This is a genomic window from Mycobacterium sp. MOTT36Y (assembly GCF_000262165.1).
Classification (GTDB): Bacteria; Actinomycetota; Actinomycetes; order Mycobacteriales; family Mycobacteriaceae; genus Mycobacterium; species Mycobacterium intracellulare.
Genome location: NC_017904.1, coordinates 5,210,486 through 5,224,529, shown reverse-complemented (window position 1 = coordinate 5,224,529; position 14,044 = coordinate 5,210,486). Strand labels below are relative to the sequence as shown.

Here is a 14,044-nt window from a genome sequence, read left to right as displayed (position 1 = left end):
CCTTCCGTTGCTGCAGGACGCCGTCTCGGCCAAGTACCTTCCAAGCTAACAACCAGTCGGTTGGTTGACGACATCACCTACCGCCACCGCTTGCCGATCCATCCGGCGATGATGTCGGCCTGCTCGCTGCGGGCCCCGGGGGTGGTGAAGTAGTGATCGGTGTCCACCGAGGCCCGGGTCTTGTCGGCGCCGGCGAGGGCGTCGAAGATGCGTTGCGCGTCAGAGGGAAACACGCCGGTGTCGGCGTCGGCGTTGATCACCAGGGCCGGACACCGGACCCGGGCCAGGTGCGGCTCGGCCCGGGTCTGGGCCACCCGCAGGCTCCACATGCCCAGCCAGCTGCGCAGCGTGCACGCCGCCGCGATGCCGTGCGCCGAGCGGTTCGCCTTGGCCGGGACGCCCGCGTAGCACATGTTGGGCTGCCGTTTGGTCGGCTCGATGCCGGGATCGACCATGCGCGGGTCGGCCCAGGTGCGCATCACCGAAAACGGGCGATCGGAAAACCCCGCCGCGCGAACGCGTTTGAGCTCTCTTTCGGCCCAGTCGGTGATGGCGTGATTGCGCGCGACCTGCGCGCTGCGGTACCGGGCGAGGAACTCCGGGGTGTAGGGCGGCCCATTGCGCCCGTTGAACAGGTCGAGGTCGGCGTCGGTGGCGACGGGATCGTTCTCGTCGACGACGGCGGCGTCCATCCAGGCGGTGAGCACTTCGGGTCGCCCGGGATGGGCGGCGGTGGCCACGTAGCCGTCGGCGGGCGGCAACTCGGTCACCCCGGCCGCCGGGCGCATGCCTTCCAGCGGGGTCACGTTCGGCTCGACGGCCTGGGACTGGTAGGCGGCCATCAACGACCCTCCGCCCGAGTTGCCCAGCAGCACAACGGTATCCACGCCCTGCACCTCGCGCAGCCAGCGCACTCCGACCCCGATGTCCACCAGCGCGTGGTCGAGCAGGAAGCTGCTTTCGAAGCCGCGGAACCTGGTGTTCCAGCCGAGGAATCCGATGCCGCGAGTGGCCATGTAATCGGCGAGATAGTGCTCGGAGAAGTCGATCTGGTAGTGCGCGGCGATCATCGCCACCTTGGGCTTGCGTCCCACCCCCCGGTGATACAAACCCTGGCAGGGGTGCCCGCCGGCGCCGGCGCGCCCGGCCGTAGGCGACGGCAGCCCGACGAATTCGCGGATGACTCCGGCACCGGTACGACGAGTCAATTCAGCGGTCCCCCTCAGTGGCGTAGATGGCCCGGTAATAGATGTTGGCCAGGGTCTGGATGCAGGCCTCGTCGTCGGGTTCCCCGCAACGTGCCGAACCGAGCTGGACGTAGCAGAACTGGTTGAACATCGCCACGATCGCCTCCGCGATCAGCTGCGGGTCGTCGTCGCGGCAACGGCCCTCGGCCTGTGCGCGGCGGACCGATTCAGCGATGAAAGATATTGGTATCGAGCAGATTTCGGCCCAGTACTGGGCGAAGTCGTCGTTGATCATCGCCAGCTGTGACACGCTGATCACCTCGGCTAGCCGGTTGCGGTAGGTGTGCCAGTGCGCGGCGGCCGCCCCGTACGCGCGCTCGCGATCGGTCAACCCGTGCTGGGTCACCGACAGCGCGCGCTGGTTGGCCTCGTCGCGGAAGCGCAGCGCCCATTGGCGCACCATCGCCTCTTTGGACTCGTAGTAGTTGTAGAAGGACGCCGCCGAGCGGCCGGCCTCCGCGGCGATGTCGGCGATGGTCGTGGCCAGGACACCTTTGCGCGCGATGACCGTCCGGGCGGCCAGATCGATCGCGGCCTGCGTCCGCCTGCCGCGATGCGTGGGCAGCTCCGCGGGTGGCCCGCTCCGGTCAGCAGGGGATGCCGCGGTGGACACCTGCGCACCTCCCTGGGCCAAAACTGAATCTGATGTTAGATTCAGATTCGGATCTTGGCCAGGCTCATCGAGCCGGGAACCGAGGGGAGCCGCACGATGATCAAGCCGCACAACACCAACGCGGAATTCGAACTCGGCGGGATCAATCACGTCGCGCTGGTGTGCTCGGACATGGCCAAAACCGTCGACTTCTACAGCAACATCCTGGGCATGCCGCTGATCAAGTCGCTCGATCTGCCCGGCGGGGCGGGCCAGCACTTCTTCTTCGACGCCGGCAACGGCGACTGCGTCGCCTTCTTCTGGTTCGCCGACGCCCCCGACCGGGTGCCGGGCATTTCGTCGCCGGGCGCCATCCCCGGCATCGGCGACATCACCAGCGCGGTCAGCACGATGAACCACCTGGCCTTCCACGTGCCGGCCGAGAAGTTCGACGCCTACCGCCAGCGACTCAAGGACAAAGGGGTGCGGGTCGGGCCGGTGCTCAACCACGACGAGAGCCCCATGCAGGTCTCGGCGACCGTGCATCCCGGCGTCTATGTGCGCTCGTTCTATTTCCAGGATCCCGACGGCATTACCCTCGAGTTCGCCTGTTGGGTGAAGGAATTCGAAAGCGGCGACGCGAAGGCCGTGCCCAAGACCGCCGCGGACCGCCGGCCCCCGGTGGGCGCCGGTCGCTGATCGCGCCGCTGCTCCGCGAGTCGGAGAATGCTAGGTATGACCGACGGCATTTTGACCGACGAACAGATCGCCGCGCTTACCCCCGGGCAGCGCCGCGACCTCATCTCCCGGCTGGAGCGGCCCCTCGGCGAGGTCATCGACCCGGACTTCCTGGACCGCGTGCGCCGCGTCCGGCTGAGTCTGATGATCGGCGGCTCCATCGCGATGGTTCCCTGGCTGGGATACCTGGCGATGACGCTGCCCGAGAAGTACGTCGCCCACAATTGGCCGGTCACCTGGATCGGCTTCGATGTGCTGCTGGTCGCCTTCATGCTGACGACGGCCGCGCTGGGGTATCTGCGCCGCCAGCTGCTGGTCCTCGCCGCGTTCACCACCGGGGTGCTGCTGATCTGCGACGCGTGGTTCGACCTCATGACCGCGGGCCCCAAGGACGTGTGGCTGTCGGTGATCACCGCGCTGCTGATCGAGGTGCCGCTGGCGATCTTCATGATCTTCAGCGCCATGCGCATCCTGCGGCTCACCATGATGCGTTTGTGGCTGCTGCGTCCCGGCATGCGCCTCTGGGAGCTGCCGCTGTTCCCGTGAGGCGGTGCGGGTTTGGCCCGCGCACCGGCTCGAGGGCCGGACAACTGTATCCCGAGTTGCGGGCGTAGCGGGCCGAATCGGCGATAAGTCGTCGCGAATCGACCCCGCCCGGCGTGGCCAGGGCCGTTGAGGGGGAAAAGATTACTGCACCGCCGGCGATCTCGCGGCGGAATTCGAGTCTTGACAAAACCGCGAAATCTTCGCCTGCGTCAGCTAGCGTCCACAGCAGCGACATAGGGGTATGAGCGGCGGGGTAGTTCACCAACACAGGCGAAAGTCCGTCGGACAATTTCAAGCGCGACACACATCGACGATCCTCGAAAAGCCAAGCGCCAACCGTACTTCCAGCACCCCCAGACCGCCCCGCAAACGTCGTCGTCTCACAGCACAAGGACTCGAGGAAATGGTCGCACTCGGAAATATCAACGAATGGCACCCGCCGCACGGCCCGGTCACCATGTGGATGGCCGCACCAGCCGCACGCGAAGCGGCCCGCGCCGCACGGCGAAGCGACCTGGCGCCGAGTTACCAACAGAATCAACACCTCTGGGCCTCCTACCAAGGCAAGGCCATGAACCGCCAGCTGCCCCGTCTGATGATCGTCGCGTGGGACATCCCCGGCACCTGCGACATTGCGGCGATGACGGCGACGATCAACGCCCACGTTCGCCGCCAGGACACCTATCACAACTGGTTCGAGTACGACAACGGCACGTTCGTGCGCCGGGTGATCGACGATCCCGAAGCGATCGAGTTCGTCCCCGTGGCGCTGGGGCACAAGACCGCGGACCAAGTCCGCGCCCATGCCTTGACCACCACCCCGGACACCCTCGAGTGGGGCTGCTTCACCTACGGAATCGTCCAGCACGCCGACTATTTCACGTTCTACGCGAGCGTCGACCACCTGCACATCGACGGCTTGTCGGCCGCCCTCATCTTCCTCGACGTCCACCTGACGTATCAGGAACTCGCGCAGACCGGGCACCAGCCCGCCGGCCTACCGGAGATCCGCAGCTACCGCGACTACGTTGCGCGCCAACGCGAGAAGGCGGCGACGTTGACGCTCTCGTCGCCCGAGATCAAGGACTGGATCGAGTTCGCCCGCCACACCGACGGCGACTGGCCCAGTTTCCCGCTGCCCCTTGGTGACACGTGGTCCAGCACCAGAGGCGACCTGTTGACGGTCGAGTTGATGAATGCCGAGGACACGGAGTCCTTCGACGCCGCCTGCGTGGCGGCCGGCGCCCGGTTCATCGGGGGAGTGCTGGCCTGCACGGGCCTGGCCGAGCACGAATTGACCGGTAAGAAGACCTATCACGGGTTCACGGCCAAGGACACCAGGACACCGGGCGTCGACTCGATGACCGTCGGCTGGTTCGCCAGCCTGATTCCGATCACGGTGCCGACCGCCGGCGAGACGTTCGCCCAGGCCGCCCGGACGGCGCAGAAGTCGTTCGACGACGCTCAGCGCCTCGCCGACGTGCCGGTCGAGCGGGTGCTGGAGCTCGCCACCCCGGACGAACTGGGCATCAAGCTGCCCACGCAGCTGCCGATGATGTTGTCGTTCCTCGACTTCCGCAAGATCCCCCTCAACGGGTTGTGGGCGGAGACGAAATTCGGCACGTACGGCGACAGCCTGTCCCACGGCGGGGTGAACATGTGGATCAACCGCCAGGCCGCGAACACCACGGTGACGATGTCCTTCCCGGACAACGCGATCGCGCGGGAGTCGGTGCTGCGCTACATCGCGACGCTGATCCAGGTGTTCGCGCGTGTCGCCAGGCCCACCGGGGACGAGCCGGTTGTGGTTGCGCCCCAGGTGAACCCGGACGACACATTCGCTCCGGCGCCGGACACGGACGATCACGAAGCGGCGTAGCGATGAGCAACGTGCTGGACCTGGCCGACCAAACACTCTTCCTGGGTGAGCGGGCGACGGGTGCCACCAGTTTGCTGCAGTGCGTCTGGGTGTACGACCGCGCCGTCGACGTCGGTGGGCTGCGTGAGTTCCACCGCCACCTCGGCCGGGGGCGGCTGTCGCGGCGAGTCGAGCGCTCCGCCTTGCCCTTTGGCCGTCATCGCTGGGTGGCGGCCGCCGAGTGCTCCCCCTTGGAGATCGTCGCGCCGCCGCGGGAGCGCGAGGACATCGATGCGTGGCTCGACGAGCAGACCCACAAGCGGCCGGACGCCGAGCGCGGGCCCGGATGGCACTTGGCGATGCTCCCGCTGACCGACGGCGGCGCGGTGGTGAGCCTGGTCACCACGCACTGCCTCACCGATGGCGTCGGGCTGTGCGAGGCCCTGGCCGATGCGGCTCGGGGACGCGGCGACCGGACCCGCTGGCCCGCCGCGGGAGGCCGGCGGCGCTGGCAAGCCCTGCGCGAGGACGCGCGCCAAACCGCGCACGACGCGCTCGATGTCGGCCGCGCCGTCGGCGCCGCGGCCCGGATGCTCCGGCAGGGCCGCGACGGCACCGCGTCCGTCGCCCCGCCACGCGGGAAGCGGCCCGCGCCGCCGGCCGCGCCCGACGACCGCATTTCCCTGCCGATGGAGACGATCTTCGTCAGCGCCGACGACTGGGACGCCCGCGCAACTGCCTTGGGCGGCACCAGCAACGCGCTGCTCGCCGGGTTGGCGGCCCACCTCGCCCAGCGGGTGGGGCGGGTGGCCCCCGACGGCTCGGTCAACATCGGCATGCCCGTCAACGAGCGCGCCCCAAGCGACACGCGCGCCAACGCGGTCACGAACGTCGACGTCACGCTGGGGGCCGCGGCGATCACCACGGACCTGCGCGAGATCCGCGCCGCCATCAAGCGGGCGCTGGTTCGCCATCACGACGAGCCCGACGAGCGGTGGGCGCTGCTGCCCCTCGTCCCGCTGATCCCGAAGCCGGTGTTTCGGCGGTTGCTCAGCGTGGTCACCGGCGGCGCGGCGACCGTGGTGTCGTCCAATCTCGGCGCGCTCGACCCGGCCGCCAACCGGCCGGACGGCACGGACGCCGACTACTTCGCCATGAAGTCGGTGTACCCGGGCGTGACCGCCGCGACGATGCACCGCACCAACGGGGCCCTGGCGTTGCTGTCGGGGCGGGTCCACGGCCGGGTCTTCATCTCGGTCCTCGCCTACGAATTGGGCCGCCACAATTCGAACGAGGGTCTGCGACAAGCGCTTTCCAAGACGCTGAGCGACTTCTCGCTGGCCGCCACAACGGGCTGGCACACGGTCTGCCCCGTGTGAGGCGCTAGGCCTCGGCCCGTGTTTCGGTGAGCCGGTAGAGGTTTGGCTCGGCAAGCTCGTCGAGCAGGGCGGCCAGGTGATCGACGAGCTCATCCGGTTCGAGCCGGACGTCGCCGGCCAGCCAGGCGCTGATGGTCTGCCCGACCCCGCCGACCACGAAGTGCGCTGCGGCCTTGATGCGATCGTTTGCCGGCACCTGAAGCGCGTTGCCGACGTGCTGGCCGGACAGCATCGCGAACAGGGCGCTGGACTCGGCGCGTTTGCGCACCACCACGGGGTCGGCCAGCTGCGTGCTGAACAACAGGCGGCCGACGCGGGCGTCGTCGGTGATGGTCCGCACGATGTTGGCGATGCCCGCGCGGGTCTGCTCGTCGGCGGGCACCGTGGCGACCGCGGCCTGCGTGGTGGCGGCCAGCTCGGCGACCACCCAGTCGAAGACGCAGGAGACGAATTCGTCCTTGTCGGTGAAGCTCTCGTAGAAGTACCGGGCCGCCAGCCCGGCGCGGCGGCACACCCCGCGGACGGTGACCGCCGAGATGTCCGGCCGCTGATCGCCGAGCAGGTCCAGGCCGGCGGCCAGGAGCCGGTTACGGCGGGTGGCCAGGCGTTCGGCGGCCTCCACCCCGCGATACGGCCGCGCGCTGGACGTGTCGCTCATGCGGACCATCTTGACACTAACGCCGCGGCGCGACAATATCAGGAAACAAGCGTTCGCACATTAGCGGCCGCGCTGCGGGAGGATCTGACGATGGCAATTCACCAGTCGGTGCAGGCACCGATCGGGCACGTCGAGCGCGGGGCCACCGATCCGCCGCGCCCCCAGCGGCGCAGGCGCGGGCGGACGCTGGGCATCGACGAGGGCCTGATGGGCGTCGCCCTGCTGGCCGGTCCGGCGAACGTGATCATGCAACTGGCGCAGCCGGGTGTGGGCTACGGCGTCATGGAAAGCCGCGTCGAAAGCGGCCGGGTCGACCTGCACCCGTTCAAGCGGGCCCGCACCACGTTCACCTACCTGGCCGTGGCGACCAACGGCAGCGAGGCCCAGAAGGCCGCCTTCCGCCGGGCCGTGAACAAGGCCCACGCGCAGGTCTACTCGACGCCGGAAAGCCCGGTGTCCTACAACGCCTTTGATCCCGCGCTGCAGCTCTGGGTGGGGGCCTGCCTGTACAAGGGCGGCCTCGACATCTACCGGATGTTCATCGGTGAGCTCGACGGCGAAGACGCCGAGCGCCACTACCGCGAGGGCATGGCGCTGGCCACGACCTTGCAGGTGCCGCCGAAGATGTGGCCGGCCGACCGGGCGGCGTTCGACCGTTACTGGGAAGAGTCGCTGGCCAAGGTGCACATCGACGACGCGGTGCGGGAATACCTGTACCCGATCGCCGCCAACCGCATCCGGGGCGTGAAGCTGCCCGGTCCCATCCAGCGGCTCTCCGAGGGCTTCGCGCTGATGATCACGACGGGCTTCCTGCCGCAACGGTTCCGCGACGAGATGCGGCTGCCCTGGGACGCGACCAAGCAGCGGCGCTTCGACAGGCTGATCGCCGTGCTGGCCACGGTGAACCGGTATCTGCCGCGGTTCATCCGGCAGTTCCCGTTCAACGTCTTGCTGCACGACCTGGACCGCCGGATCAAGAAGGGGCGGCCGCTGGTGTAGCGGCCCGCGGCGGGGCGGTGCCCGCCAAGTTGATAACGACAATCATATTCATTAAGCTCTCCTCAGTCTGGTAAGCCCTCCAGCCCGAGGAGTACCTATGACGGCGCCGATCTTCATGGCCTCGCCGCCCGAAGTGCATTCCGCTTTGCTCAGCAGCGGCCCCGGCCCCGGGCCGCTGCTGGCGGCCGCCGGCGCGTGGTCCGAGCTGAGCGCCGAATACGCTTCGGCCGCAGAACAATTGAGCACCTTGCTGGCGGGGGTGCAGGCGGGGGCGTGGGAGGGACCCAGCGCGGAGTCCTATGTGGCCGCGCACGCCCCGTACCTGGCGTGGCTGACAAAATCCAGCGCCGACAGCGCCGCCGCCGCCACCCAGCACGAGACCGCCGCGGCAGCCTACACTGCCGCGCTGACCGCCATGCCGACGCTGCCCGAACTCGCCACCAACCACGTCGTCCACGGGGCCCTGGTGGCAACGAATTTCTTCGGCGTCAACACGGTTCCGATCGCGGTCAACGAGGCCGACTACGCACGGATGTGGACCCAGGCGGCGACCACGATGTCGACCTACCAGGCGGTGTCCACCGCGGCCGTCGCCGCGACACCGCAAACCGATCCGGCGCCGCCGATCGTGAAATCCGATGCCTCCAGCGATGACTCGGACGACCCGGACCATGACCCCAAGATCGACAATCCGTTCAACGACTTCATCGCCAACATCCTGAAGAACTTGGGCATCAACTGGGACCCGTCCGAGGGCACCGTCAACGGGCTGCCCTACGACGCCTACACGAATGCCGGGCAGCCCATCTTCTGGGTGGTGCGCGCCCTGGAACTGCTGGAGGATTTCGAGCAGTTCGGCTATTACCTGGTGCACAATCCGGCGTTGGCCTTCCAGTACCTGGTGCAACTCATCCTGTTCGACTGGCCGACGCACATCCTCGAGATTTTCATCAGCCAGCCGGAGTTGTTGGCGCCCGCGCTCCTCCTCGCGGCCGCGCCCCTCGGCGCCGTCGGCGGATTCGCCGGGCTGGCCGGCCTCGCCGCCATCCCCCAGCCTGCGGCCCTCCCGGTGGTGGCCGCGCCGCCGCCGCCGACGCCCAGCATCCCGCCCGCCATCGCCATGGCCCCCACCACCCCCGTCGCGCCGGTCGCGGCGCCGGCCTCCGCGCCGGCACCGGCGCCCGCCCCCACGGCGACCACGGTGACCGCCGCTCCGGCCGCACCCGCTGCGGCGCCGGCCGCGGCGGGCTTCTTTCCTCCGTACGTCGTCGGTCCGCCCGGAATGGGAACGGGCTCGGGGATGGGGGCGAGCGCCAGCTTCAGCGCGAAAAGGAAAGCGCCGGAACCGGATAGCGCCGCCGCCGCGGCGGCCGCGGTCGCGCGCACGCGCAAAGCGGCCCGGGCGCGGCGGCGCCGGGGCGCGACGGACCGCGGGTATGGCGACGAGTTCATGGACATGAATGTCGATGTCGACCCGGACTGGGGCGGGTCGCTGGCATCCGATCGGGGTGCCGGCACGCTGGGATTCGCCGGCACCGCCGAGCGTGAGGCGGTCGCCGCGGCGGCCGGGCTGACCCGGCTGGCCGGGGACGAATTCAACGGTGGCCCAACGGCACCGATGATGCCGGGCACCTGGGGCGACGGCGGTGCCGACGAGGCGGGCCGCGACGGCTAGCGCCCCGGCACCCCATCGGCGGGTTCGTCAGGCGTCAGTTGCGTCGATGCGAGTCGCGCGTCCAGCGCTGATGCCGATCGAGTTGCCTTGGGACGGGGATGTTTTCCCATTGACCGAGCACCAGCCAGTCGCGCAGCGCCGCGGCTGAATCGCTGTCGGCGATGGGTCCTATCCACCGCGCCGGGCCGCTGGCCACCCGATCGTTCGTGCAGGGCTGGACCAGGGCCATCACGCCCCCGCCGGTCGGCCGAGAGGCGCAGGTGAGTGGTCCGAGCATGCAGGCGACCGAGACCAACATGGAATGCGGGCAGCGCCGGATGGCGGGGCGCAATTCGTCGATGACCGACAGTCGATCGTCGACGGCGCATGCGGCACAGACGATTACGGTGAACGGGCGATCGGTGCCGCGGCGTGGGGACGTCAAGGCGCCGTGTGCCGTCCGGGGTAGGGCAGGAGCGCCATTTCGCGGGCGTTCTTGATGGCGGCCGCGACCTGTCGTTGTTGTTGGACGGACAGGCCGGTCACCTGGCGGGAACGGATCTTGCCGCGTTCGGAGATGAACACCCGCAGCGTCGCCGTGTCTTTGTAGTCCACCGTGCGCAACCCGAGGCTGTCGAGCAGATTCCTCTTGGGCGAGCGGGCGGCGGGCGCGGTGGCCCGGCGACGCGCGACTTTTCTGGCCATCACCAGCTCGCCTTCCGCACGCCGGGGAGCTGGCCGGCGTGGGCTAGTTCGCGGACCCGGACCCTCGACAGCCCGAACTTGCGGAGGTGGCCGCGGGGTCGGCCGTCGACGGCGTCGCGGTTGCGCACCCGCACCGCGCTGGCGTCGCGGGGCTGGCGCGCCAACTCGTCCTGTGCCGCCGCCCGTCGCTCGGGGGTGCTCGCCGGTGAGCGGATGATCTTTTTGAGTTCGGCGCGGCGTTCGGCGTAGCGGGCCACGATCGCGCGGCGACGCTCGTTCTTGACGATCTTGGATTTCTTGGCCATGGTCAGCGCTCCTCGCGGAAGTCGACGTGGCGGCGGATGACGGGGTCGTATTTGCGCAGGACCAGTCGGTCGGGGTCGTTGCGTCGGTTCTTGCGGGTGATGTAGGTGTAGCCGGTGCCCGCGGTGGACCGAAGTTTCACCAGGAGACGGATCTCGTTGCGCGCCATCAGATTCGCTGCCCTTCGCGGCGCAACCGCGCGACGACCGCCTCGATGCCGTCGCGGTCGATGACCTTGATGCCCTTGGCGCTGACCCGTAGCCGGATCCGGCGGTCCTCCGAGGGCAGGTAGTACGTCTTGAGTTGGATGTTCGGCGACCAGCGCCGACGGGTCCTGCGATGGGAATGCGACACCGCGTTACCGAAACCCGGCCGCCGGCCGGTCACCTGGCAGTGGGCGGACACCTGCACCTCCACATCTCTTATTGAAAATCATTTTCGACAAGGTCCCCCACGGACGGTACCGTAGGAACGGCTTAGATGAAAATGATTATCAATAAGGAGGACGATGCGGACGCCCGTCATCCTGGTCGCCGGCCAGCGGGACACCGACGCCGTTGTGGGCGCGATGCTGCAGACGCCGGGAACGCTGGTCGTCGAGCACCGATTCGACGGTCACGTGGTGCGCCGCACGACGGCGTCGCTGTCCGACGGCGTGTTGACCAGCACCGAGAACGGACTGGAACTCGCGCACGGCTGTGTCTCGTGCACCATCCGCAACGACCTGTTGGTGCTGCTGCGCCGGCTGCACCGCCGCGACGACGTGGACCGGATCGTGGTGCACCTGGCGCCCTGGTTGGAACCCGAACCAATCTGCTTGGCCATCAAGCACGTTCGGGTGCGGGTGGCGCCGGGGTACATCGACGGGCCCGCGGCCCTGGACGTGGCGATCGCCGCCGTGGTGACCTGCGTCGATTCGGCGGCCTGGCTGGACCAGGCGTTGGGGGAGGAGGAACTCGACGACGGCCGCACCCACGCCCAGGTGGTGATCGGACAGGCCGAGTTCGCCGACGTCGTCGTGCTCGACCGCGCCAACCCGTTCGTGGCGGCCGTGCTGCGTCGCCTGTCGCCGCGCGCCCGCGTCCGCGTGGGGGCCGGCGGCATCGAGGACGCACTGAACAACCTGTACCGCGACGCGCGCCGCGGCCGAAGCGACGACCCGCACGGCCCGCTGCTGGCTGGGCAGCCGCCGCTGGAGTCCCGCGGTCCGATCAGCCTGGTGGAATTCAACGCCCGTCGCCCCTTTCATCCGCAGCGCCTGCACGCCGCCCTGGATCTGTTGCTCGACGGCGTGATCAGGACCCGGGGACGGCTGTGGCTGGCCAGCAATCCCGACCGCGCGATGTGGCTGGAATCGGCCGGCCCCGGGCTGCGGGTGAGCTCGGCCGGCAAATGGCTGGCGGCGATGAGCGGGCCGGAGCGCGACGGCGTCGACGCCGAGCGACGCGCGCTGGCCGCGCTCGGCTGGGACGACCGGCACGGTGATCGGCATACCGCGATGGCCATCCTGGTGTGCGGCGCCCGGACCGACGAGGTCCTCGACGCCCTGCGCGGCGCGCTGCTCACCGAGGAGGAGATGCGGAACCCGCGCACCTGGATCGCCTACGACGACCCGTTCGGCGATTGGCACGAGGATCCGTGCGCGGAATTGACCGAGGCCGCCGACAACGTGGCCGGCCACACCCAGCAAGGCAAGGACCCTTCATGAAGCCCGGCGTGCATCCCGACTACCACCCCGTCGTCTTCCAGGACGCCACCACCGGCGCCATGTTCTTGACGCGGTCGACCCGCACCAGCCCGCGGACGGTCGAGTGGCAGACGGCGCGGGGAACCCGGACCTATCCGCTCGTCGTCGTCGACGTCACCGCCGACTCCCACCCGTTCTGGACCGGCAGCCGCCGCATCGTCGACAGCGCGGGACAAGTGGAGAAGTTCCACCGCCGCTACGGTCGCCGGTAGCCCGTACCGCGCCGACGCGCTCCACTACCGTTGCGCGCCAGCCGAAAAGGGGCCGAGTCGCGGCGGCGTACTGTGGGCGGGGTGCGAAGCGAAGGCGATACCTGGGACATCACCACGAGCGTGGGCTCGACCGCGTTGTTCGTCGCGACCGCGCGGGCGCTGGAGGCGCAAAAGCCCGACCCGCTGGCCGTGGATCCGTACGCGGAGATCTTCTGCCGCGCCGTCGGCGGTGCCGCCGCCGACGTCCTCGACGGCAAGGACCCCGACCACCAGCTGAAGACCGCCGACTTCGGCGAAAACTTCGTCAACTTCCAGGGCGCCCGCACCAAGTACTTCGACGACTACTTCCGGCGCGCCGCCGACGCGGGCGTGCGACAGGTGGTGGTCTTGGCGGCGGGCCTGGACTCGCGCGCCTACCGCCTGGACTGGCCGGCCGCGACCACGATCTTCGAGCTCGACCAGCCGCAGGTGCTCGACTTCAAGCGAGAGGTGCTCGCCGGCGTCGGCGCCGAGCCGCGCGCCGAGCGCCGCGAGATCGCCATCGATTTGCGCGAGGACTGGCCGCAAGCCCTGCGCGACAGCGGCTTCGACCCGGCCAAACCCTCGGCGTGGATCGCCGAGGGCCTGCTGATCTATCTCCCGGCGAGCGCCCAGGAGCAGCTGTTCACCGGTATCGACGGGCTGGCCGGTCACGGCAGCCACGTCGCCGTCGAGGACGGCGCCCCGATGAACCCCGAGGACTTCGAGACCGCCGTCGCCGAAGAACGCGCGGCCACCGCGCAGGGCGACCAGCGCGTGTTCTTCCAGCTGGTCTACAACGAGCAGTGCGCGCCGGCCACCGAGTGGTTCGGCAACCGCGGCTGGACCGCGGTCGGCACCCCGTTGGCCGACTACCTGCGCGAGGTCGGCCGCCCGGTGCCGGGGCCGGAGACCGAAGCCGGCCCGATGATCGCGCGCAACACGTTGGTGAGCGCCGTCCGCACCTGAGCCCTCGGGCGGATTTCACGGAAGGCCGGGCGAGTTCGCTCGGGCAGCGACCAACGCCGGAACTTTTTCGGTCCGCCAGCCGACTAGTGGCTGCGTGATCGTTCCACCGGCCTGCGGGTCGGGGCGATCGTCGAGCACAACCCGATCGTCGAGGAGTCCTTGCCATGACCGCGCCGGTGCGGACGATGTCGTGCCTGATCCGCTCGGCCGAGCCGGTGGGCGCCGAGGTGGCGTGCCGAGATTGAAAATGAAAATGATTTTCAGTAAGGTGAGGCCTTGCTGTGAGGCCGCACGGCGTGCGGCTGTGAGTATGCCGAAAATGCGGCTAAACCCTCTCCAGAACGTCCTCATCGGCGGTAGAAGAAGGGCAGTGCAGTGGTGAGTCGGACAGGCCCAAACGCCTCGACAGTTAGCTTATG

17 protein-coding genes are annotated in these 14,044 nt (G+C 69.1%); 9 read left to right on the top strand and 8 right to left on the bottom strand.

The features are described 5' to 3' along the window. Nucleotides 1-77: 77 nt before the first annotated feature. The gene (locus W7S_RS23955) at nt 78-1,208 is read right to left on the bottom strand and encodes an alpha/beta hydrolase (RefSeq protein ID WP_036429553.1); all 1,131 of its coding nucleotides are present in this window, start codon (nt 1,206-1,208) and stop codon (nt 78-80) included. A 1-nt stretch (nt 1,209) separates the two neighbouring features. Then, nucleotides 1,210-1,860 (bottom strand): TetR/AcrR family transcriptional regulator, encoded by a 651-nt coding sequence (locus tag W7S_RS23950; protein WP_003874012.1) that lies wholly within the window; start codon nt 1,858-1,860, stop codon nt 1,210-1,212. A gap of 96 nt (nt 1,861-1,956) precedes the next feature. Between W7S_RS23950 and W7S_RS23945 the strand changes: the two genes are divergently transcribed. The 4 genes from W7S_RS23945 to W7S_RS23930 all read left to right on the top strand — a co-directional run bounded on the left by W7S_RS23945 (nt 1,957) and on the right by W7S_RS23930 (nt 6,360). Beyond that, nucleotides 1,957-2,538 (top strand): VOC family protein, encoded by a 582-nt coding sequence (locus W7S_RS23945; RefSeq protein ID WP_008261724.1) that lies wholly within the window; start codon nt 1,957-1,959, stop codon nt 2,536-2,538. A gap of 36 nt (nt 2,539-2,574) precedes the next feature. Beyond that, nucleotides 2,575-3,123: a hypothetical protein gene (locus tag W7S_RS23940; RefSeq protein ID WP_003874010.1), complete on the top strand. Its 549-nt coding sequence runs from the start codon at nt 2,575-2,577 to the stop codon at nt 3,121-3,123. Nucleotides 3,124-3,526: 403 nt separating this feature from the next. Beyond that, nucleotides 3,527-5,002 (top strand): condensation domain-containing protein, encoded by a 1,476-nt coding sequence (locus W7S_RS23935; RefSeq protein WP_008261722.1) that lies wholly within the window; start codon nt 3,527-3,529, stop codon nt 5,000-5,002. A 2-nt stretch (nt 5,003-5,004) separates the two neighbouring features. Next, the gene (locus W7S_RS23930) at nt 5,005-6,360 is read left to right on the top strand and encodes a hypothetical protein (RefSeq protein ID WP_008261721.1); all 1,356 of its coding nucleotides are present in this window, start codon (nt 5,005-5,007) and stop codon (nt 6,358-6,360) included. Nucleotides 6,361-6,364: 4 nt separating this feature from the next. Here the strand turns inward: W7S_RS23930 and W7S_RS23925 are convergent, their stop codons facing one another. Then, nucleotides 6,365-7,027, bottom strand: a complete 663-nt coding sequence (locus W7S_RS23925) for a TetR/AcrR family transcriptional regulator (protein ID WP_015632553.1) — start codon at nt 7,025-7,027, stop codon at nt 6,365-6,367. Nucleotides 7,028-7,108: 81 nt separating this feature from the next. Here W7S_RS23925 and W7S_RS23920 point away from each other — a divergent pair, with 81 nt between their 5' ends. After that, entirely contained in the window at nt 7,109-8,017 is a 909-nt protein-coding gene (locus tag W7S_RS23920; RefSeq protein WP_008261717.1) for an oxygenase MpaB family protein, read from the top strand. A gap of 97 nt (nt 8,018-8,114) precedes the next feature. After that, nucleotides 8,115-9,692, top strand: a complete 1,578-nt coding sequence (locus W7S_RS23915) for a PPE family protein (RefSeq protein WP_008261715.1) — start codon at nt 8,115-8,117, stop codon at nt 9,690-9,692. Nucleotides 9,693-9,726: 34 nt separating this feature from the next. On the opposite strand, the gene W7S_RS23910 is transcribed toward W7S_RS23915, so the two are convergent. From W7S_RS23910 to rpmB, 5 genes are read right to left on the bottom strand one after another with little or no spacing between them, the layout of a single operon-like run. Beyond that, on the bottom strand, nt 9,727-10,116 hold the full coding sequence (locus W7S_RS23910; protein ID WP_008261713.1) for a hypothetical protein: 390 nt from the start codon (nt 10,114-10,116) through the stop codon (nt 9,727-9,729). Beyond that, nucleotides 10,113-10,376 carry a 30S ribosomal protein S18 gene (gene rpsR / locus W7S_RS23905; RefSeq protein ID WP_008261704.1) on the bottom strand — a complete coding sequence of 88 codons (264 nt, stop codon included), beginning with the start codon at nt 10,374-10,376 and terminating at the stop codon, nt 10,113-10,115. The genes W7S_RS23910 and rpsR overlap by 4 nt, the downstream gene beginning before the upstream one ends. Then, on the bottom strand, nt 10,376-10,681 hold the full coding sequence (gene rpsN / locus W7S_RS23900) for a 30S ribosomal protein S14 (protein ID WP_008261701.1): 306 nt from the start codon (nt 10,679-10,681) through the stop codon (nt 10,376-10,378). Before rpsN ends, rpsR begins: the two co-directional genes overlap by 1 nt. Before the next feature lie 2 nt (nt 10,682-10,683). Next, nucleotides 10,684-10,848, bottom strand: coding sequence for a 50S ribosomal protein L33 (gene rpmG, locus W7S_RS23895; RefSeq protein ID WP_008261699.1), 165 nt, complete (start codon nt 10,846-10,848; stop codon nt 10,684-10,686). Further along, nucleotides 10,848-11,084 carry a 50S ribosomal protein L28 gene (gene rpmB, locus W7S_RS23890; protein ID WP_008261697.1) on the bottom strand — a complete coding sequence of 79 codons (237 nt, stop codon included), beginning with the start codon at nt 11,082-11,084 and terminating at the stop codon, nt 10,848-10,850. The genes rpmG and rpmB overlap by 1 nt, the downstream gene beginning before the upstream one ends. A gap of 103 nt (nt 11,085-11,187) precedes the next feature. Between rpmB and mrf the strand changes: the two genes are divergently transcribed. The 3 genes from mrf (at nt 11,188) to W7S_RS23875 (ending at nt 13,625) form a co-directional block, all read left to right on the top strand. Further along, on the top strand, nt 11,188-12,387 hold the full coding sequence (gene mrf, locus W7S_RS23885) for a ribosome hibernation factor-recruiting GTPase MRF (RefSeq protein ID WP_008261696.1): 1,200 nt from the start codon (nt 11,188-11,190) through the stop codon (nt 12,385-12,387). Next, on the top strand, nt 12,384-12,638 hold the full coding sequence (locus tag W7S_RS23880; protein WP_008261694.1) for a type B 50S ribosomal protein L31: 255 nt from the start codon (nt 12,384-12,386) through the stop codon (nt 12,636-12,638). Before mrf ends, W7S_RS23880 begins: the two co-directional genes overlap by 4 nt. A gap of 81 nt (nt 12,639-12,719) precedes the next feature. Continuing rightward, entirely contained in the window at nt 12,720-13,625 is a 906-nt protein-coding gene (locus tag W7S_RS23875; RefSeq protein WP_008261692.1) for a class I SAM-dependent methyltransferase, read from the top strand. Nucleotides 13,626-14,044: the final 419 nt, after the last annotated feature.